Origin of the sequence: Bathymodiolus heckerae thiotrophic gill symbiont (assembly GCF_900128515.1) — a bacterium.
In the GTDB taxonomy this organism is placed as follows: domain Bacteria; phylum Pseudomonadota; class Gammaproteobacteria; order PS1; family Pseudothioglobaceae; genus Thioglobus_A.
Map to the genome: position 1 here is coordinate 1 of NZ_FQTP01000027.1, position 21,070 is coordinate 21,070.

Annotated in this window: 21 protein-coding genes, 1 tRNA gene and 1 pseudogene; 20 read left to right on the top strand and 3 right to left on the bottom strand. The window is 38.2% G+C overall.

Translation table 11 applies throughout. From position 1 onward, the window contains the following. The first annotated feature begins 192 nt into the window (after positions 1-192). The 18 genes from BTHERMOSOX_RS04855 to fdx all read left to right on the top strand — a co-directional run bounded on the left by BTHERMOSOX_RS04855 (position 193) and on the right by fdx (position 16,827). Positions 193-1,809 carry an MMPL family transporter gene (locus BTHERMOSOX_RS04855; protein ID WP_138119971.1) on the top strand — a complete coding sequence of 539 codons (1,617 nt, stop codon included), beginning with the start codon at positions 193-195 and terminating at the stop codon, positions 1,807-1,809. An 8-nt stretch (positions 1,810-1,817) separates the two neighbouring features. Beyond that, positions 1,818-3,050 (top strand): MMPL family transporter, encoded by a 1,233-nt coding sequence (locus tag BTHERMOSOX_RS04860; protein ID WP_212744627.1) that lies wholly within the window; start codon positions 1,818-1,820, stop codon positions 3,048-3,050. Between the two features lie 94 nt (positions 3,051-3,144). Beyond that, positions 3,145-4,368: an aspartate kinase gene (locus BTHERMOSOX_RS04865; RefSeq protein WP_138119975.1), complete on the top strand. Its 1,224-nt coding sequence runs from the start codon at positions 3,145-3,147 to the stop codon at positions 4,366-4,368. 2 nt (positions 4,369-4,370) lie between these two features. Continuing rightward, a complete protein-coding gene (locus BTHERMOSOX_RS04870) occupies positions 4,371-5,303 on the top strand; it encodes a branched-chain amino acid transaminase (RefSeq protein WP_138119977.1) in 933 nt (310 codons plus the stop codon). Next, entirely contained in the window at positions 5,300-5,491 is a 192-nt protein-coding gene (locus BTHERMOSOX_RS04875) for a zinc-finger domain-containing protein (RefSeq protein ID WP_138119979.1), read from the top strand. The genes BTHERMOSOX_RS04870 and BTHERMOSOX_RS04875 overlap by 4 nt, the downstream gene beginning before the upstream one ends. 3 nt (positions 5,492-5,494) lie before the next feature. Next, positions 5,495-6,016 carry a shikimate kinase gene (locus BTHERMOSOX_RS04880; RefSeq protein ID WP_138119981.1) on the top strand — a complete coding sequence of 174 codons (522 nt, stop codon included), beginning with the start codon at positions 5,495-5,497 and terminating at the stop codon, positions 6,014-6,016. Next, positions 6,013-7,305: a TolC family protein gene (locus BTHERMOSOX_RS04885; RefSeq protein WP_138119983.1), complete on the top strand. Its 1,293-nt coding sequence runs from the start codon at positions 6,013-6,015 to the stop codon at positions 7,303-7,305. The genes BTHERMOSOX_RS04880 and BTHERMOSOX_RS04885 overlap by 4 nt, the downstream gene beginning before the upstream one ends. After that, entirely contained in the window at positions 7,305-9,050 is a 1,746-nt protein-coding gene (locus tag BTHERMOSOX_RS04890; protein ID WP_138119985.1) for a M61 family metallopeptidase, read from the top strand. Before BTHERMOSOX_RS04885 ends, BTHERMOSOX_RS04890 begins: the two co-directional genes overlap by 1 nt. Further along, positions 9,032-9,769 (top strand): tRNA 2-thiocytidine biosynthesis TtcA family protein, encoded by a 738-nt coding sequence (locus tag BTHERMOSOX_RS04895; RefSeq protein ID WP_138119987.1) that lies wholly within the window; start codon positions 9,032-9,034, stop codon positions 9,767-9,769. The genes BTHERMOSOX_RS04890 and BTHERMOSOX_RS04895 overlap by 19 nt, the downstream gene beginning before the upstream one ends. Then, positions 9,762-10,607, top strand: coding sequence for a lysophospholipid acyltransferase family protein (locus BTHERMOSOX_RS04900; RefSeq protein WP_138119989.1), 846 nt, complete (start codon positions 9,762-9,764; stop codon positions 10,605-10,607). The genes BTHERMOSOX_RS04895 and BTHERMOSOX_RS04900 overlap by 8 nt, the downstream gene beginning before the upstream one ends. Before the next feature lie 88 nt (positions 10,608-10,695). Next, positions 10,696-11,394, top strand: coding sequence for a serine O-acetyltransferase (gene cysE / locus BTHERMOSOX_RS04905; protein ID WP_138119991.1), 699 nt, complete (start codon positions 10,696-10,698; stop codon positions 11,392-11,394). A gap of 84 nt (positions 11,395-11,478) precedes the next feature. Then, a complete protein-coding gene (locus BTHERMOSOX_RS04910) occupies positions 11,479-11,898 on the top strand; it encodes an Rrf2 family transcriptional regulator (protein ID WP_138119993.1) in 420 nt (139 codons plus the stop codon). Between the two features lie 5 nt (positions 11,899-11,903). Further along, positions 11,904-13,118: an IscS subfamily cysteine desulfurase gene (locus BTHERMOSOX_RS04915; RefSeq protein WP_138119995.1), complete on the top strand. Its 1,215-nt coding sequence runs from the start codon at positions 11,904-11,906 to the stop codon at positions 13,116-13,118. A gap of 249 nt (positions 13,119-13,367) precedes the next feature. Then, positions 13,368-13,745, top strand: a complete 378-nt coding sequence (gene iscU / locus BTHERMOSOX_RS04920) for a Fe-S cluster assembly scaffold IscU (RefSeq protein WP_138119997.1) — start codon at positions 13,368-13,370, stop codon at positions 13,743-13,745. 7 nt (positions 13,746-13,752) lie between these two features. Then, positions 13,753-14,076, top strand: coding sequence for an iron-sulfur cluster assembly protein IscA (gene iscA / locus BTHERMOSOX_RS04925; RefSeq protein ID WP_138119999.1), 324 nt, complete (start codon positions 13,753-13,755; stop codon positions 14,074-14,076). Positions 14,077-14,101: 25 nt separating this feature from the next. Beyond that, a complete protein-coding gene (gene hscB / locus BTHERMOSOX_RS04930) occupies positions 14,102-14,611 on the top strand; it encodes a Fe-S protein assembly co-chaperone HscB (protein WP_138120001.1) in 510 nt (169 codons plus the stop codon). 6 nt (positions 14,612-14,617) lie between these two features. After that, the gene (gene hscA / locus BTHERMOSOX_RS04935; protein ID WP_138120003.1) at positions 14,618-16,462 is read left to right on the top strand and encodes a Fe-S protein assembly chaperone HscA; all 1,845 of its coding nucleotides are present in this window, start codon (positions 14,618-14,620) and stop codon (positions 16,460-16,462) included. A 26-nt stretch (positions 16,463-16,488) separates the two neighbouring features. Next, complete coding sequence (gene fdx, locus BTHERMOSOX_RS04940) at positions 16,489-16,827, top strand: ISC system 2Fe-2S type ferredoxin (protein WP_138120004.1); 339 nt, start codon at positions 16,489-16,491, stop codon at positions 16,825-16,827. A 123-nt stretch (positions 16,828-16,950) separates the two neighbouring features. Here the strand turns inward: fdx and BTHERMOSOX_RS04945 are convergent, their stop codons facing one another. Both BTHERMOSOX_RS04945 and apbC read right to left on the bottom strand, forming a co-directional pair. Continuing rightward, the gene (locus BTHERMOSOX_RS04945; RefSeq protein WP_138120006.1) at positions 16,951-17,370 is read right to left on the bottom strand and encodes a hypothetical protein; all 420 of its coding nucleotides are present in this window, start codon (positions 17,368-17,370) and stop codon (positions 16,951-16,953) included. Between the two features lie 84 nt (positions 17,371-17,454). After that, positions 17,455-18,537 (bottom strand): iron-sulfur cluster carrier protein ApbC, encoded by a 1,083-nt coding sequence (apbC, locus tag BTHERMOSOX_RS04950; protein ID WP_138120008.1) that lies wholly within the window; start codon positions 18,535-18,537, stop codon positions 17,455-17,457. An 83-nt stretch (positions 18,538-18,620) separates the two neighbouring features. On the opposite strand from apbC, the gene metG reads away from it, so the two are divergent. Beyond that, complete coding sequence (gene metG / locus BTHERMOSOX_RS04955; protein WP_138120010.1) at positions 18,621-20,618, top strand: methionine--tRNA ligase; 1,998 nt, start codon at positions 18,621-18,623, stop codon at positions 20,616-20,618. 187 nt (positions 20,619-20,805) lie between these two features. Beyond that, positions 20,806-20,893: transfer RNA gene (locus BTHERMOSOX_RS04960), tRNA-Ser, on the top strand. A 53-nt stretch (positions 20,894-20,946) separates the two neighbouring features. Here BTHERMOSOX_RS04960 and BTHERMOSOX_RS04965 read toward each other — a convergent pair. Then, positions 20,947-21,070: pseudogene (locus BTHERMOSOX_RS04965) on the bottom strand (IS1595 family transposase); the annotation flags it as partial.

Sequence of the window (21,070 nt, forward strand, 5' to 3'; positions counted from 1 at the left end):
GATTGTTTGTCTGCTCAATCCTGTTAATTCCTTGATTTGAACTGCGTTCAAATCAAGAGAAAAATACTTAATTATTTCTCTAAATCTCTTCTCTGAAATACGGGAACGATTTACATACTTGTTTTTTACTTTCATAACGGTACTTTAACATGATTTTAAATATGCTTGGGTTGTCATGACCCATTAAATAATATGAATAATTTTGCAACTAAGTACGCCGCATTCGTTGTGCGTAATCGCCAGATGATGTTGGTGATTATGGCAATGTTTACTTTGTTTATGGGTTATTTCATTCAGGATCTTGATATCCGTAATGATCCAGATACTTTGTTACCAGAAACTAACCGCTACGTAGCAACCAATGCTTACGGTGAGCAGAAGTTTGGTTTTGGTAATATTATGGTGGTAGGTTTTGTGCTTAAGGATTGTGTTGGGGGTGATAATCCTTACGCAGATGCAGATGAAATTATTCGTTATGATGATGAAACGGGCTTAAGAATTCATGAATCAGCGCCTGCGAAAATGACACAGGCGATTTGCGAAAGTGCGAATGGTAAGTGGGAAGATTCTCAAGATGTGTATCAGCCATGGTTTATTAACATGGTGCAAAAAGCGCATAATGATATGGTGGCACTTGAGCACTCTCGTGGCAATAACTTTATGGATATTGCAGCGCAAAAGATTAAGTATATGGGTACGAGTGAAGATGGCGGATTGAAATTTGAACGCTTGATTCCAGTTGCTGGTATTAGCACCACAAGCAAGCAAGTATCAGACGTGCAATTAGCACACCTAAAGAAAGGTATTGAAACCAACCCAGTGTTGGCACCAATGCTAATGCTAAAGCAAGACAAAAATGGCAATCGTTGTGAATTTGCACAAGAAGGCTGGTTTGATGATGACGTGTGTAGTGCTAAAGGTTTCTTTATTGTAGGTGACTACGCCGATACGGTTAAGACTGATTATTTGCCATGGGTATCTTCCACGATCGCACTAGTTGATGCAATTAAGGCCGAGCATGGTGATCGAGTGGAAGTACGTATTGCGGGTGAACCGTACTTCTTGGCGTTTATGTTGTATGACTTAGTGCAAAAATGGTGGCTATTTGCAATTTCATTTTTGATTGTTGTGGCGATGCTTTGGTATTTAAACAAAGGTTGGAGAGGCTCTGTATTCCCGCTGATTGTTGTTGTGGCAACTATTGTTATTACATTAGGCTTAATGGGTCTTACTGCTTATAAATTAACTACAATGATGGCACTTACGCCAATGCTCTTATTGGCGCTTGGTACGGGGCACGCCGTGCAAGTGGTAAGACGTTATCAGTCTGAGCTACATAGTGGTAGCGGTATGGCGCCAATGAGTGCTGCTGAAAAAGCTATTGCCACAACCATTGTTCCAGCAACGCTAGCAATTGTAACCGACATGGTAGGTTTTTTTACCTTATCGTTTGTGGATATTTCATTCTACAAAGCTTATGCATATTTTGGTATGTTTGGTATGCTGACGATTTTGATCACTACCACAACAATTTCACCTATTTTGATGGCGATGTTCCCGGGTAAAAATGTTAAGCAAGATACGTCAATGACAGAGGCCTCAGCTTTTGAAAAGAGCATGGCTAAGACACTAACTAGCGTCATTACTGGCAAGATGAAAATCATCCCAATTGGCATGATTGTAGCGCTTGTAGCTTGGAGTGCAGTACAAACAAAAGTATTGTCTCCTACGGCTGAATCAACTATTCTCGTGCAGCGTTTAAATATGATTCAGATGCAAATATTGATTTGCGTCGTTTGGGCGAGGTAATGCCAGGTGTGATTTCAGTAAACATTCCAATTAAGGGTAAGGTTGAGCATTTCCCAATGTTGCCGGCGTGTGAGTATGATGGCTCGCAAGCGCCAGGCACGCCTTGTTGGGATGAGGATGAGGATGCGCCACAAGGTGCGTTTAACCATGCTGAAGTAATGGCAGCGATTGAAAAAACTGAAGATTGGATGCGCTCACATCCAAACATCGGCTTTACTGGATCGTATATTCAGTTCTTAAAAATTGTAAATATGCTAATGATGACACCTGAAGGTCAGGAGCCAGATCTTAAGTATTTCCACGTACCTAACACTGAGTTTATCGCTAATAACATGGATGTGTATGGTGATCCAGAAGATCCTGAATGGGTGCCAAATGCGAATGAAATCGTAACGGGCTTTAACGGCTTGCTTGAGGCGAATACAAATGCAGGTGATCTTGATTCATTCGTTGCTAAAGGCTGGAACGAAGGTGTAATTATGGGTTTCGTAAATACTATGGATCCAGTTAAAACTCATCAAACGGCGAAAGATATCCAGCAGTGGTTTGTTAACAATAAAGATGAGCCAGGGTTTGATTTGGTTACTTGGGGCTTTAAGTCTGGCGATGTAGTGCATATGCCTGAAAGTGGTAAGACGATTCAGATTGAAGACAGTGGCACAACAACCATGTCTGTGGGTGGTTTCTTAGGTGCAACAGAAGCAACACATGATGTTGCAGAGGTTGAATATATCAAATCGCCATTGGTAACGGCACTTGCAATTTTCATCATTGCAGCGCTTATCTTTGGCTCACCGTTAATTGCAGCGATTCTTACTTCAACTTTGTTAGTAACGCTATTTGGCCAGTACGGTTTAGGCGCTTACTTTACCAGTGTTGAGAATTGGTCGGGTAACCTGCATTTTGCAACGTTAGTGTCGTTGTCAATTGCCATGGGTTTAGGTGTGGATTATGGTATTTATATGATCTCACGCCTAAAAGAAGAGATGGCTGTCACTGGTGGAAAATGGAAAGAGTCATTGCAAAATACTTTAGAGACAACAGGTGCTGCAGTGTTTGCATCAATTGTAGTATTATTGGCGAGTTTTATTCCATTATTAATGACACAACTAGCTAACACTTGGGCACTCGGTATCTTTATTTCTGAAGCGTTGATTATCGATGTGGTAATTGCACTAACCATCATTCCATTATTGGTTTATATCTTTAAACCTAAATATGTGTTTGGCGATAAGAAATAGACTTTGATACGGGCCTTGCCCGTATTATTAAAATAGAAGGCAGAAAAAGTGGATAAAGGTATAATCTTGAGAATATTGATTTATAGGTAGTTTAATGGCGTTAATTGTACAAAAATACGGCGGAACATCAGTCGGCTCAGTTGAGAGGATTCAGGCTGTTGCTGCGAAAATTAAAGCCTTTGCAAATGGCGGTGATCAACTGGTTGTGAGCGTGTCCGCTATGAGTGGTGAAACTAATCGTATGACTGCTTTGGCACAAGAAATTCAAGACGAGCCATCGTTACGTGAAATGGATATGTTGCTTACAACGGGTGAGCAAGTAACCATTTCACTGCTTGCTATGGCATTGCAACAAATTGGTTGTGATGCGATTTCGTACTTAGGCTCTCAGGTGCGCATTGTGACGGATTCTGAGCACGGCAAGGCGCGTATTAAATCTATTGATGATCATCGAATTCATCAAAGTTTAGATGCTGGTAAGGTGGTCATTGTTGCTGGTTTTCAGGGTATAGATGAGCAGGGGCATATTACAACATTAGGCCGTGGTGGGTCAGACACTACGGCTGTTGCCTTGGCTGCTGCACTTAAGGCTGATGAATGTCAAATTTATACAGATGTAGATGGTGTTTATACTACTGATCCACGCATCGAGCCGAATGCTCGAAAAATGAAATCAGTGAGCTATGAAGAGATGCTAGAAATGGCATCGCTCGGCTCAAAAGTATTGCAAATTCGTTCAGTTGAATTTGCATCAAAATACAAAGTGCCTTTAAGGGTGTTGTCATCATTAATTGACAATCCGGTTGGCACATTAATTACTAGTGAGGAAAACATTGTGGAACAAGCAGTTATATCAGGTATTGCGCATAATCAAGATGAGGCTAAGCTGAGCTTGATTGGTGTGCCAGATGAGCCAGGCATCGCCTTTAAAATACTAAAAGCAATTAGCGGTGCCAATATTGAAGTTGATATGATTGTACAAAGTGTTTCGGCTCGCGAAGGTTTAACTAATTTCGCCTTTACTGTACATCGCAATGACTTTATTAAAGCTGAGAGTATCCTTCAAGTTGTTTGCAGTGAATTAGGTGCTAAAGGCGTACAAAGCGACGACAAAGTAGTTAAAGTATCTTTAGTGGGTATTGGCATGCGTTCACACGCAGGTATTGCCGCGCAGATGTTTGAGGTGCTTCATAATGAAGGGATTAACATTCAGATGATTTCAACTAGCGAAATTAAAATCTCAGTTGTGATCGATGAAAAATATTTAGAATTAGCGGTGCGCTCATTGCACAGTGCGTTTGAATTAGATAAGGAATAGCTATGCCAGGATTTGACGACAGAGATGGTTTAATTTGGTTTGATGGGGAGTGGGTTGATTGGCGTGAGGCCAAAGTTCACGTATTAACCCATACACTACATTATGGTATGGGTGTGTTTGAAGGGGTTCGTGCTTACGAAACTTCTAATGGACCTGCAATTTTTAGAATTGAAGAGCATACGGATCGCTTGTTTAATTCAGCCAAAATTATGAATATGGATATTGGCTTTTCTAAAGATGAGATCAACCAAGTGCAAAAAGATGCTGTTACTAAAAACAATTTGGATAGTGCCTATATTCGCCCAATGTGTTTTTACGGCTCAGAAGGCATGGGGTTGCGTGCAGATGGCCTAAAGGTGCATACCATTATTGCTGCTTGGGAGTGGGGCTCGTACTTAGGTGAAGATAATATGCAAAAAGGTATTCGCATTAAAACTTCGAGCTATACGCGTCACCATGTAAATATCTCTATGACCAAGGCCAAGGCTAATGGTAACTACATTAACTCAATGCTAGCCCTACAAGAGGCGCTAACAGACGGCTATGATGAAGCTCTACTTTTAGATGTGGACGGTTTTGTAGCCGAAGGTAGTGGTGAAAACTTTTTCATTGTGCGTGATGGGGTGATTTACACACCAGATTTAACTTCTGCATTAGCAGGCATTACTCGTGACACGATTTTCCAATTGGCTAACGATTTAGGCTACAAAGTAGTTGAAAAACGCATTACCCGTGATGAAGTATATTGTGCAGATGAGGCATTTTTTACCGGTACAGCGGCAGAAGTCACACCAATTCGTGAGCTAGATAATCGCAGTATTGGTAACGGCACTCGTGGCCCAATAACAAAAATTTTACAAAAATTGTACTTTGATTGTGTTTATGGTCGCAATGAAAAATACCTACCATGGATTGCCAAAGGATTGTGTAAATGATCGAGCCAGTGGATGAATTTCAGCAAAAATATGTTAGTTATTCAACGGTAACAACTAAAGATTTACCATTTCATTGCCCACCAAAGAATGCGCAAAAATGGAATATGCATCCAAAGGTATATATTCAATTTGACAAAGATGGGAAGGGTGCCTGTCCTTACTGTGGCGCAAGTTACGAACTGAGTTAATAGATGGGTAATAAGGCGATTAATGTTGTTTTAGTTGGGCCGATGGGCTCGGGTAAAACTTCGGTTGGTCGTCGTCTTGCTTGTGTTCTGAAGCGTGATTTCTTTGATTCAGATTTTGAAATTGTAGCTCGTACAGGTGTTGCAATTGATCATATTTTTGACGTTGAAGGGGAAGAAGGCTTCCGACAGCGTGAAGTTAGTATGCTTGGCGAGCTGTGCAAAATTCCTAATATCGTTATTGCTACGGGCGGCGGTATCGTTATCAAACAAGAAAATAGAAGATTGTTAAAACAAAATAGTTTTGTCGTATATTTGTCTTCTAGTATCGAGCAATTGGTGATGCGTACAGCCAGATCAAGATCTCGTCCTTTGTTAGAAAAATCAAGTAATCGTGAAAAAACTATTCGAGATTTGGTTGAGAAGCGTGAACCTCTATATCAAGAAGTGGCCAATGTTGTTGTTGACACAACAGGCAAAAAACTATACGCTATCATTAACGAAATTAAAAAATCACTGCCAAAATGAAAATAGCATCAACCCTTAGTATTGCATTATTGTTCAGTATAAATTCTGCAGCAATGACTCAGACTGAGTTTGTTGAACGTTTAAAAAACAACCATCCTTTTTTCGCTCAACAGAAGCTTGATCAGCAAACTACTAAGCTTGATTATATTGCTAGTAGCGCAAATCAAGATTGGATATTAAGTAGCTCGATTGATTCGGCCAATAAATTAAATATTCAAACCTCTAGTGCTACAATTGGTGCCACTCGTAATTTGGCTAGCACAGGTGCTGATTTAGTTGTTAGCAATGTCTGGAGCGATGGAACGGCTACTGATAAATTAGTAGTAAGCTATACACAACCTTTATTGAAAAATGCTTTTGGTGTTAACGATTTGTTAGCGACTGATTTATCAAAGATAAAAATTGATATCGATATGCTTATAAGAGAGCAAAGTGCTGAGGTATTTATATTGGCCCAATTGTATAAACTGGTTGATTTAAGCTATGCTCAGCAACAACTAATGCTAGCCAATCATCGACTAACTTTAGCCAAGCAAGAGTTGAGTCTAATGAAAGATAAATTTGAGCAATCTATCGTTGATCGGGTTGATGTTCTATTGCAAGAAGATAGTTATCAGCGCGTTTTACAAAAGCAATTACAAGCAGAGCAAGATCTTGATTTGTTAAAGCAAGAATTATCAATTGTATTGAGCGTGTCTATAGGGTCGGTTTATAGTGATTACGATCTTTATCAGTTGTATCAATCCATGCCAAATAATTTACAAGTTCAGTTAGAGGAAAATACCGCTGAAATGAAGCTAGCAAAATTAGAACAGGCTGTTTTAAAAAGACAATTACTCAGCGATAAAAACAGTACCCAGGCTCAACTTGACTTAACCCTTGGTGCTACCAATGAAAATAATAATAACTGGAATATTGGACTTGGCTTGAGTTACCCTTTGGGTAATACTGAGGCAAAATCAACCCTTGAAAAAACACAAATTGGTCTAGCTAAAATTAAGCAAAGTACTGCTGAACAACTATTAAATTTAACGGTTAAAGCTGGCGTCCTTACTAAGAAATTACAGCATTTAACCAAACTACTCAATACTTACCAAGCGCGTATTAAGATTGCTGAGGCTCGTGCATTGGCTGAAAAAAAACGATATGAATTGGGTAATTCACAAGTGAGCTTTGTTATTTCTGCACAGAATAATGTACATGATGTGAACTTGGCTTATGCACAAGCTGCGGTTAAATATCAAAAATCCGTGCTTGAGTTTAAAGCGGTTATTGATCAATTATTGTAATGGCGATTAAATATAGCGTTACCCCGAAAAAATTACACGCTCATTTATTTCAAGTTAAGCTAAAACTTCAAAATCCAAACCCATTAGGGCAGATTTTTTCATTACCTAGTTGGATTCCGGGTAGTTACTTAATTCGTGATTTTTCCAAAAATATTGTTAGCATTCAAGCGCAAAGTTGTGGCGAATCAATAGAAATTAAAAAGCTAGATAAGAATCATTGGATTGCTCATCCGTGTGGCACTGAAATAACCTTAACTTATGAAGTTTACGCGTTTGATTTGTCTGTCAGAAGTGCATATTTAACCAATGAGCGAGCATTTTTTAATGGCACTAGTTTATTTCTACTGCCACTTGGTTTTGAGTCGGAATCATGCGAGTTAAATATTATTCCAGCTGATAGCAAGCAAACACTGGGTGATTGGTCTTGTGCTACTGGACTTAAGAAAATTTCTGATTTAACCTTTAAAGCGCAAAATTATCAAGATTTGATTGATCACCCTGTAGAGATGTCAGACTTTACTTTGTTTGAATTTGAAGTGAGCGATGTCAAGCATCAAATGGCTATTAGCGGACTACACAATGCAGATATTGCTCGCTTAAAGCAAGATCTAAAAACCATTTGTAATCATCATGTTGGGTTTTTTAATGACAATATTCCCTTTGACGATTACACATTTTTAACTCTAGTCAAAACTAATGGCTATGGTGGCTTGGAGCATAAAAATTCAACCAGTTTGATTTGCTCTAGAAAAGAACTTCCTACTGTAGGAATGGTTCATCTTAGTGAAGACTACACTCGATTTTTAGCCTTGTGCTCTCATGAGTATTTTCATGCTTGGTGGATTAAAACTGTTAAACCTGCAAGCTTTCACCAGCTAGATTTAAGCCGTGAAAACTACACGGAGCAGTTGTGGATTTTTGAAGGATTCACCTCATATTATGATGAGTTGTCATTGCTTAGAGCCAGGCTGCTAACGCCAGAAAAATACCTAACTTTATTTGCACAAACCGTTACTCGCGTGCAAAAATCAACTGGCCGACTAACTCAATCGTTAGCTGAATCTAGCTATGAAACTTGGACCAAATTTTATCAACAAGATGAAAATGCACCTAATGCAATAGTTAGCTATTACACCAAGGGCGCCCTATTGGCTTTTGTATTAGATATTGAAATAAGAAAGCGCACTAACAATGCCAAGTGTTTGGATAATGTAATGCGCTATGCTTGGGCTAATTATCAAGAATCTGGCCTAGAAGATGACACTATTCAAGCCATTGTTAATGAGTTGATTGATGGTGATATGAGTGAGTTTTTTAACGATTATTTGTACGGTGTCAAAGAGTTGCCTTTAAAACAGAGCTTTGATTATGTTGGTGTTAATTGTGAGTTTGCTGCACATACAAAAGATTTGGCTGATTTTGGTCTTAATATAAGCACTCAATCTGAATTTAGCCAAATCACCCATGTATTTTCTTATACAGCCGCTCAAAATGCGGGTTTATATGTCGGTGATAAAATTGTTAGTGTTAATTATCAACAACTAAAAGGCAAAGCGCTAATTGCTGATATTAATAAATACCCTGCTGGAGAGGTAATTAAAGTTGGTATTCTACGTGATGAGTTGTTATTAGAGATTTCAGTATTGATTACCGACATCACACCAACGCATTGTCAATTAAGTTTGAAAACTGAAATAGATGAATCCATAACTAACAGTCAAAGACAATGGTTTTACCAAGAATAAAGCTACCTAAATTATTAGTCAAGCCTGTTGGTCGTGCAATCAGTGACTTTGGTATGATTAAAGAGGGTGATAAAATTTTGCTCGGCGTATCTGGCGGCAAGGATTCATTAAGTTTGTTTCATTTGCTTAGGCATTTTCAAAAGCACGCACCAATTAATTTTGATTTAGGTATTGTTACGATTGATCCGCAAGTTGAAGGTTTCGAGCCACAAGCTTTAGATGTGTTTTTTAAGCAATTTGATACACCATATTTTTTTGAAGAGTTTCCAATTTTAGAGCAGGCCAAAGAAAGTATGAAGGGTGATTCTTACTGTTCCTTTTGCGCACGTATTAAACGTGGACTAATGTACAAAGTGGCTAGAGATAAAGGTTATAACGTTTTAGCCTTAGGTCAACACCTTGATGATTTGGCAGAAAGTTTAATGATGAGTATGTGTCATAATGGTAAGATTCAAACCATGAAAGCGCACTACATTAACGACGCCAAAGATCTACGCATTATTCGTCCAATGGTTTATGTGCGTGAGCGTCAGTTGGCTGATTTTGCCAAGGTAGCCTATCTACCAGTGATTGCTGATTCGTGCCCGGCTTGCTTTACCATGCCTACTGAGCGTGATCATTTTAAGCAATGGTTACTAACTGAAGAAAAGCGCACGCCAAACTTATATAAAAATTTACTCAGTGCTATGAAACCCATGTTGGACGAAGTTAATGATTAAGTTTATTCTAAGATTTTTTTCAATCATGCCACTTAGATTTAATCATCTAGTTGGCTCTATGATTGGTCGTTATTTATATGCGAGTAATAGTGAATCAAAAAAAGTAGTGAGCAAAAATATTGAATTATGCTTTGCAGATTTAAACCCTAAAGAGCGACAGATACTTATTAAAAAATCTTTAATTGAAACTGGAAAAGGTTTGTCAGAAACTGGCTTTATTTGGCTAAAAAGCTTTAAAGAAAATGCTAGAAATGTTCTTAAAATTAAAGGTTTAGAATATCTTGACTCAAAAAATCCAGTTATTTTATTAGTACCACATTTTGGCTGCTGGGAAATTACTGGTAGAGTGCTATCATTACAAAAACCGGTGGCTTTTTTATACAAGCCACTGAAGAAGCAGTATCAACAAAATATACTAATGGAAAATCGTCAGAAAGAAGGCCTATCTATGGCACCTGCGGATAAAAAAGGTGTGATTCAACTACAACGTGCAATAAAAAATAAAGAGCTAATTGGCATCTTGCCAGATCAAGATCCGGGTGAAGAGGGCGGGCTATTGGCGCCTTTTTTTGGCCACGATGTAAGAACTATGACCTTGTTGGCTAAATTAGCCAGAAAGAACAAAGCCACCGTACTATTAACTTGGGCACAGAGATTACCAAAGGGTAGGGGCTATGCACTTAATCTAAGGCCAGTAGAAATTTTATCTGATAGCGGTCTTTTGAAAGATGATGTCGTGCTCATGAACCAAGTGATTGAAGACCTAGTTCGCACTCAGCCAGAGCAATACCTATGGAACTACAAGCGCTTTAGATCGGTTGTTGATTATTCGCTATAGGTTTTTTTAGTACCTCTTTGAGAGGTTCAAAATCTATAACAATAGTTGACTAATTAAGTTTATTAGTAATTTATGATATAATTTTCCCATGAGACTTATAGAAGACATCCAAAGCGTTTTTGATCGCGATCCTGCTGCTAGAAATACATTTGAAATAATCACTTGTTATTCTGGCGTGCAAGCAATGTTGTTTTATCGTCTAACGCATCGCCTCTGGCTACTTAAATTAAAATGGTTGGCACGCTTTATCTCTATGTTGTCACGCTGGCTTACTGGTATTGAAATTCATCCTGGTGCTACTATTGGTCGTCGTTTTTTTATTGATCACGGCATGGGCGTAGTGATTGGTGAAACGGCCGAAATTGGTGATGATGTAACCTTATACCATGGTGTAACCTTGGGTGGTACTACTTGGCAAAAAGGCAAACGCCATCCTACCTTGGGTAACAATGTAGTTATTGGCGCAGGTGCAAAAATTCTAGGTCCAATTACTTTAGGCGAAAATGTAAGGGTTGGTTCAAATTCTGTTGTGGTTAAATCCATTGAAGCTGATAAAACGGTAGTTGGCGTACCCGGTCGTGTACTTAAAGACAAGAATGTTAAATCTGATCATTTTGATTCTTATGCGGTTGGTAGCGATGCAGATGATCCTACTGTTAAAGCTATTAACTCCATTTTGCAGCACCTTCATGATGTTGATTCTCAATTACATAAAGTCTCTAAAGAGTTAAATTTAAAAGAGAGTAAAAACAGCTCTGTCAACGATTTAGAGATTGAAAGTAAATAGCCATAAATAATTAGGGTTTTTTACTTGACTAAAAGACTAGGTTAAGCGTATAATGAGTATTTGCTAATTTAATAAAGGACTAATATGCAATTAACCACAAAAGGTCGTTACGCAGTAACTGCGATGCTTGATCTAGCGTCAAACGATACTGGTAAGCCAATTACCCTGGATATTATTTCACAAAGACAAAACATTTCTCTTTCTTACTTAGAACAGCTATTTGCTAAATTGCGTCGTGCAGAGTTGGTCAAAAGTGTTCGCGGACCAGGCGGTGGTTATTTGCTTGATGCCGCTGCAAAAGACATTAATCTGACTCAAATTATTGAAGCTGTTGATGAAAATATTGACTTGCGCCGTTGTAAAGGATTGGCCAGTTGCCATAATGGACGTCAGTGTATTTCTCATCAGCTATGGTGCGAAGTCAGCGAACAAATTAGAACCTTTCTAAATGGCAAAACTTTGCAAATGGTTATTGATGACCACAACTTAAACAAGGGACTATAAAAATTATGTCAACTCCTACTTACATGGATTACTCGGCGACAACGCCAGTAGATAAGCGTGTCGCAGAAAAAATGATGAAGTATTTAACCATGGATGGCAATTTTGGCAATCCGGCTTCAAATTCTCATTACTACGGTTGGCAAGCAGATGATGCGGTTAAAAAAGCACGCAAACAAGTGGCTGATTTAATTGGTGCAGATTCAAAAGAAATCGTTTGGACATCAGGTGCTACTGAGTCAAACAACCTGGCTATTAAAGGCATTGCACATTTCTATCATAAGAAAGGCAAGCATATTATTACCCTTAAAACTGAACATAAAGCAGTGTTAGATACCTGCCGACAACTAGAGCGTGAAGGCTATGAAGTAGATTATCTTGACCCTATGCCGAATGGCTTGTTAGATTTAAACGTTTTAAAAGCAGCTATTCGTGAAGATACAATTCTGGTTTCAATTATGCATGTTAATAATGAAATTGGCGTTATTCAAGATATTGAAGCGATTGGTAATTTGTGTCGCCAGAGTAAGGTTTTCTTCCATGTTGATGCAGCACAATCAGCAGGAAAAGTAGATATCAACTTAAGCGAATTACCCGTTGATTTAATGAGTTTTTCTGCACACAAAATTTACGGCCCTAAAGGCATGGGTGCACTTTATGTTCAGCGCAAACCACGCATCCGCCTTGAGGCGCAAATGCATGGTGGTGGTCATGAACGCGGTATGCGTTCGGGTACGTTAGCAACACATCAAATCGTTGGCATGGGCGAGGCATTTGCCATTGCTCAAGCTGAAATGAAAGAGGAGAATATTAAAATTAGAGCTCTGCGTGATCGCTTACTTGCTGGTTTTGACGGCATGGAAGAAGTAGTAATTAATGGTGATATGGATGCGCGTATTCCGGGTAATCTAAACATTAGCTTTAACTATGTTGAAGGTGAATCATTAATGATGGCGATCAATAAAATTGCAGTATCGTCAGGTTCAGCTTGCACTTCATCAAGTTTAGAGCCATCTTACGTACTGCGCGCACTTGGTTTAACAGATGAATTGGCTCACTCTTCAATTAGATTTACCATTGGTCGTTATACAACTGAACAAGATGTAGATATGGCGATTGATTTGGTTCGTGAGAAAGTGCAAAAATTGCGCGACTTATCACCTCTTTGGGATATGTTCAAAGAAGGTATTGATATTAGCAAAATTGAGTGGGCAGCGCACTAAATTACTTAAGGGCACATCTATTGACCCTGATATTTTTTTGACAACGACAAACCCTCTTGGATAAAATAAAATTAAGCAGGCATAGTTATTCATATGTCAAATTATTTTGCTTTACCCAAGAGGGTTTGCCTAAGTCCTAAAAGGCTTGCAAAATTTCATCAGGGTCAATAGATGTGCCCTTGAAATATACAAGGGTTAGTTATTCCAAAAAGGATTAGAATAACCCAATAAACACACAGGAGAAATAACATGGCATATGGCGAAAAGGTAATGGATCACTATGAAAATCCACGTAATGTTGGTGTATTAGATAAAGATGCAAAAAATGTAGGCACGGGTATGGTTGGGGCGCCAGCTTGTGGCGATGTAATGCGTTTACAAATTCAAGTGAATGACGACGGCATTATCGAAGAGGCAAAGTTTAAAACGTATGGCTGTGGCTCTGCGATTGCATCAAGCTCGTTGTTAACAGAATGGGTAAAAGGTAAAACTTTAGATGAAGCGGCATTAATCAAAAACACTGATATTGCTGAAGAATTGGCATTGCCGCCGGTTAAAGTCCATTGCTCAGTATTAGCTGAAGATGCGATTAAGGCAGCAATTCAAGATATTAAAGACAAAGCATAAGTAGATAATGGCCATCACTTTAACTGACAGTGCGGCAAAACGCGTTGTTGATTTTTTAGCCAATCGTGGATCTGGTATTGGCGTACGCTTAAGTGTGCAAACTACTGGATGTTCTGGCTTAGGGTACAACATGGAGTTTGTCGATACGGCAAATGATGATGACACCACTTTTGATGATAATGGCGTTAAGGTGATTATCGATGCCAAAAGTTTGATCTATCTCGATGGTACGCAAGTTGATTATGTTAAAGAAGGTCTGAATGAAGGCTTCGAATTTAACAATCCAAATGCTAAGGCTGAGTGTGGCTGTGGCGAATCTTTTACTGTTTAAATACTTTTTATATTAAGCAAGACTTATGCAAAACTTTTTCGAATTATTTTCATTAACACCGAATTTTAATATCGACTTAACCGAGTTGGAATCTGCATATCAACAACAAGTGGCAAAGTTTCATCCAGATAAATTTGCCATCGGTACTGATAAAGAAAAGAGCTTTGCCTTGCAAAATACCTCATTAATAAATACTGCTTACGACACACTTAAATCATCTTTATTGCGTGCAACATATCTTCTAGAATTGGAAGGGGTTAATGCCTTCGATGAAAAAGATACGCAAATGGATGTCGATTTTTTAATGTCGCAAATAGAGCTAAGAGAAGCACTAGAGGCAATTGAATCAAGTAAAGATGAGGTGGAATTGGATGATTTTATTGAAAAAATATCCATTAAAATCAAGAAAAATATTACCGATATTTCTATCGCCTTTAATTCAAATTTTGATCAAATTAAAAACCTTGTTAGAGAGTTAAAATTTTATGAACAACTTAACCTTCATGCAAAGCAATTAATGGACGAGTGGATGTAAAGGGTTATGGCTTTATTGCAAATATCCGAGCCTGGTCAATCTAGTGCTCCTCATCAGCATAAATTAGCCATTGGCATTGATTTAGGCACAACTAATTCATTAGTAGCCTCTGTTCAAAGTGGTGAAAGTGTTATTCTAAAAGACGAGAACAATAAGGCAATCTTACCTTCTGTCGTACATTGCGGTAAAGATAATAAGTTAACAGTGGGTTGTGATGCTTGCCCCTACGCAAAGACTGATCCAACCAATACCATTATTTCTGTTAAGCGTTATATGGGCTTAGGATATAAAGAGGCCAGCCAATTTAAAAACTGCCCTTATCAGTTGGTTGAAAATTGCAATAATGTTTTATTTCATACTGCTATGGGTGATTTATCTGCAGTGGAAATCTCTAGTAGCATCTTAAACTCCTTAAAAGAACGCGCTGAAAAAACCTTAGGCGGTGATTTGGTTGGCGCAGTCATTACTGTTCCAGCTTATTTTAATGATGCGCAGCGTCAAGCCACTAAAGATGCGGCAACCTTAACTGGACTTAAAACGCTACGCCTATTGAACGAGCCAACAGCGGCAGCGATTGCTTATGGCTTAGAGTCAGGTGAAGAGGGTATTCATGCAATCTATGATTTAGGCGGCGGCACCTTTGATATTTCTATTTTAAATTTTACCAAGGGTGTGTTTAAAGTATTGGCAACAGGTGGTGATTCAACCTTGGGTGGCGATGATTTTGATCAGCTAATTATTGATGATTGTATTGAAAAAATGGGTGTCAGTGAACTGACCTCGACTCAAATTCAAAAAATTAAACAATTTGCACGCACTGCAAAAGAGACATTAAGTACTCAAGATTTTGCAGAATTTGATTGTGTTGAAACGCCTTACAGCATTACCAGAAAGAAGTTTGACGAATTATCCACAAAGCTTATCAAGCGCACTTTGCTTTTAACCAAACGTGCTTTGCGTGATGCTCAGATTGAAATAACTGATGTTAAAGATATTATTATGGTTGGCGGTTCAACACGCATGCCATTGGTTAGATCAATGGTCGGTGATTTATTTAATAAGCCTGTATTGTGCTCTATCAATCCTGATGAAGTGGTTGCCAAGGGTGCGGCTATTCAGGCGAATATTTTAGCTGGCAATAAGTCGGCTGATGATATGCTTCTATTGGACGTTTTACCATTATCTTTAGGCTTGGAAACTATGGGTGGTTTGGTTGAAAAAGTAGTGCATCGAAATACGACTATTCCAATTACCCGCGCACAAGAATTTACCACTTTTAAAGATGGTCAAACAGCCATGAGTATTCACGTATTACAAGGTGAGCGCGAACTGGTTAAAGATTGTCGATCATTAGGCCGTTTTGATTTAACCGGCATTCTACCAATGGTTGCTGGCAATGCACGCATTCGAGTTGAGTTTCAAGTAGATGCTGATGGCTTATTATCTGTCAATGCTATAGAGCAAACTTCAGGCGTTAAAGCTCAAGTGGTTATCAAGCCGTCATATGGTTTAACAGATGGGCAGATGGAGAAAATGTTAAAAGATTCGGTCTTATTTGCTAAATCAGATATAGAAACTCGCCAATTGCATGAAATGCAAGTTGATGCTAGTAGAGCACTTGAAGCTATTGATTCGGCACTCGCCAAAGATAAAAGCATGATTGATGCTAAAATGCTTGAACAAATTCTGACCGCTAGAGCTGAGCTAGAATCAGTTGAAAAGCACAGTGAAGAAAGCATTATTAAAGATAAAATTGACAATCTTGAAGATGTTTGCGCTGCCTTTGTTGAGATGCGCATGAATGCGACAGTCATGCAAGCTATGAAAGGTCATAGCGTTGACGAATTTTAATCCCTTAAAAAAAATAGGACTACAACATGCCACAAATCATTATCTTGCCTCACCATGAGCTATGCCCAGAAGGTATTATTATTGAAGCCAAAACAGGTGAAACAATTTGTAATGCAATGCTAGAAAATGATGTTGAAATTGAGCATGCTTGTGAAATGTCTAACGCCTGTACAACGTGCCATATTTATGTACGTGAAGGCTTTAATTCAATCGCAGAATCAGATGAAATAGAGGATGATATGCTTGATAAAGCTTGGGGTCTAGATCCAGATTCTCGCTTGTCTTGTCAGTCAGTTATTGGTGAAATAGATTTAGTTGTTGAAATTCCAAAGTACACCATCAATCAAGTTTCTGAAAATCATTAGACTGTATATTTTCGGCTTGTACTGTGCTATATTAAATATAAACTCACTCATATTTATTTTAAATCTGCCTTGTGCAATTCCAAAAAAATATTTTGTCTAAAATCCCAATCAAGAAATAATAATTTAAAATTTTAAATATTTTGAAATAAAGCCTTCTTTCTTAGGTTCGCCAAATTCAGCCATAATATCCATGGGCTTTTCTTTTGAAATTAACCATTGTGGCATCAGCGGATGTTCACCTCCCCCACAAACCTTTCCTAAGTTTTTTGGATGAAAAATCTTAATAAAACTTGGGTTTTTTAAGTCATCAGTATAAACAATGCCACAATATCGTTCATCATGCTCAGTATTGATAATGATTTTTATTTGCTCTATTTTTTGACTAAAATCAGTTGAACTCATCACTTCATTAGGCATGGTTTTAAGTGTATCGTACAGATACCAATCATTTGGATTACTGTGCAATGTTTCTAATAGTGCGAGACAATCATCCCATTGCATAACACCCATGAAACGACCCTTAAATTGTTTGAAATAATCCATGCGAAAAAAAAGCCTTGTAAAAAGGCTTTTAGTTTACTATTTTTTTTAAATGGCTTTTAACAATTAAAAGCCATTTAAAGAGTTTTACTCAATGATAATGCTTGGGAACGAACTCATAGCGCGATTTTGAAGTGTTAATTTAGCACTTACTTTTCTAGAAATTTCTTTATAGATTTCAGCAACACGACCTTCAGGGTTTTTAGCAACAGTAGGTGTGCCTTCATCAACATCAGTTCTAATATCCATTTCTAATGGCAATGCACCAAGGAAGTTTACTGCTGACTCTTTGGCCATCATCTCACCGCCACCTGTACCAAAGATAGCCTCTTCATGGCCACACTTTGAGCAAATATGTAAAGACATATTTTCAATAATACCAAGAATAGGGATGTTAACTTTTTCAAACATCTTTAAACCTTTTCTAGCATCTAGTAGGGCAATGTCTTGTGGCGTGGTTACAATCACCGAGCCACTAACTGGAATCTTCTGAGATAGCGTTAATTGAGTATCACCCGTTCCTGGCGGAAGGTCAATAATCATATAATCAATGCCACGCCAAAGCGTGTCGCGCAACATCTGTTCTAACGCTTGCGTCACCATAGGGCCACGCCAAATCATCGGATTATCTTCATCTACTAAATAACCAATAGACATACTTTGCATGCCATGACCCAGGATTGGTAATAACTTACCTTCTGCAGAAGTGTCAGGCTTAAGCTTGCTTACACCTAGCATTCTCGGCTGTGATGGGCCGTAAATATCTGCATCTAAAATAGCAACTTTTGCACCTTCAGCTTGAAGTGCAAGTGCTAAGTTAACTGCTGTGGTTGATTTTCCAACACCACCTTTACCTGAAGCAACGGCAATAATGTTTTTAACTTCAGAAAGAATTTCAACACCTTTCTGAGTTGAGTACTTAACGATTTTTGTCTCAATAGTAACATCAACGCTGTTAATATCTTTAGCGGCTAATGCATCTGTAATTTGCTTTGTTAGCTCGTCATGGTAGCCTTTTGCAGGGTAGTTAAGTTCAACAGTAATATTTACTTTGTCACCATCAAACTCAATAGAGTTGATTGCATTTGAAGAAACAATATCTTGCTCGGTGTATTTATCAACAACACTTGTTAAAATGCTGTTAATGCTATCAACAGTTAAATCTGCCATAATCTTGCGCCTGTATTCAGTAAAATGAGACTATTTTATCGTATAACGATACCAGTCAACCTTAATATTAACAAGCCTATCCTATGAGTCCAAGAAAAATTTTAGTTACTTCTGCACTGCCTTATGCTAATGGTGAGATCCACCTAGGTCATTTGCTAGAATACATTCAAACTGACATCTGGGTGCGCTTCCAAACAATGATGGGCAATGAATGTCACTATGTTTGTGCAGATGATGCACATGGTACACCTATCATGCTTAAAGCTAATGAGCTTGGCATTACACCTGAAGAGCTAATCAAAGGTGTGAGTGAACGTCATCAAGCTGATTTTAAAGAATTCTCAATTGATTTTAGTCAGTATCATTCTACTCACAGCCCTGAAAACAAAGAAATTTCTGCAGGAATCTACAATAAATTGAATGACGCTGGCTTTATCAAAACTCGTATTATTTCGCAAGCATTTGATCCCGAAAAGAAAATGTTTTTGCCAGATCGTTTTATTCGTGGCGAGTGTCCTAAATGTGGCGCTAAAGATCAATACGGCGACAACTGCGAAGTGTGTGGTGCAACTTATTCACCGACTGAACTAATTAACGCCAAATCGGCAGTATCAGGTGCAACACCAATCACTAAAGATTCAGAGCATTATTTCTTTGATTTGCCACAGTTTGAGGTACAACTTAAAGAGTGGACTGAAGCAGGGCATCTGCAAGTTGAAATTAGCAATAAACTTGCTGAGTGGTTTGAACAAGGTTTGCAACAGTGGGATATTTCTCGCGATGCGCCATATTTTGGCTTTCAAATTCCAGGTGTTGAAAATAAATACTTTTATGTATGGCTCGATGCACCAATTGGCTATATGGCTAGCTTTAAAAAATTATGTGACGAGCAAGGCTTGGATTTTGATGAATATTTCAATCAAGATTCTAAAACTGAACTGTATCATTTTATTGGTAAAGATATTGTTTATTTCCATGCGTTATTCTGGCCAGCAATGCTCATGGGTTCAAATTACCGCACACCCACTGCTATTTATGCGCACGGATTTTTAACCGTTAACGGCCAAAAGATGAGTAAATCTCGTGGTACATTTATTCAAGCAAGAACTTATTTAGAAAGCCTAAATCCAGAATGTTTGCGTTATTACTACGCTTACAAGCTTTCATCAAAAATTGATGATATCGATCTCAATCTGCAAGATTTCAAACAACGTGTTAATTCTGATTTGGTTGGAAAAGTAGTTAATATCGCTTCTCGCTGTGCCGGATTTGTGGTGAAAAAATTCGACAAAACACTCTCTGCTTACGCCATTGAGTCTGAGCTTTACAATGAATTTGTCGCCAAAAGTGATGATATTGCCAAGCTGTATGAGGCGCGAAATTACAATCAAGCCATGCGTGAGATCATGAAACTTGCAGACAAGGCCAATCAATATGTTGATGAACACAAGCCTTGGCAGTTAATCAAAAAAGAAGGTAAGGAGGCACAAGTGCACGACGTTACCTCTTTAGCACTTAATTTGTTCCGCGTGCTAATGACTTACCTAAAGCCGGTATTGCCAGATATGGCGAAAGAAGTGGAGTTATTCTTAAATATTGATGAATTAAACTGGACTGATCTTAAACATCCGCTTACCAAGCATAAAATCAATAAATTTAAGCCGTTAATGTCCCGCATCGAAGATGATCAAATTAACGCAGTAATTGAAGCTTCAAAGCAAACAACCATGCAACAAGAACCAGAAGAGGAAGATGATATGATTAGTATTGATGATTTCACAAAAATTGATTTACGGATTGCTAAAATTGTTAAAGCACAACATGTTGAGGGTGCAGACAAGTTATTGCAACTAACCTTGGATATTGGTGAAGAGAATACACGTAATGTATTTGCCGGCATTAAAGCGCATTATATACCTGAAGATCTTGAAGGTCGTTTAACGATAATGGTGGCAAACCTAGCACCAAGAAAAATGAAATTTGGAATGTCTGAAGGTATGGTGCTAGCAGCGGGTGATGGTAAATCACTACACATCTTATCGCCAGATTCGGGCGCTAAAGCTGGAATGAAAATTAGCTAAAAATTTAGCAAATAATCAAAATAACCTAGACTGGTGTAGAAATACATATTAAATAGGCGCTAAAACGCCTGCTTAAGCCTTAAAATAGCCTTTTTAAGGCGTTATTTTGATTAAAAAGTATTCTATAGCAAATTCTTTAAATGGATAGTTTTGCAGCGATATTAACGTAAAATATCCAAATCTTTACGGAGAAATGTCAGAGCGGTTTAATTTGCTCGCTTGGAAAGCGGGTGTACGGTAACGTACCGAGGGTTCGAATCCCTCTTTCTCCACCATATCTGGTGATAATTATTGATAGTTATCAAAGTCTTATATTGATAATTATGGGTCATGACAACTTAAGCGACTCTTTTCTGAACATTTCAAGCAAAATCTTATAAAGATTTTGCTTGCGATTATTGAATCTAAATTCACATTCTTTCAAGTGTAGATTAAACATATTTTTATTCATT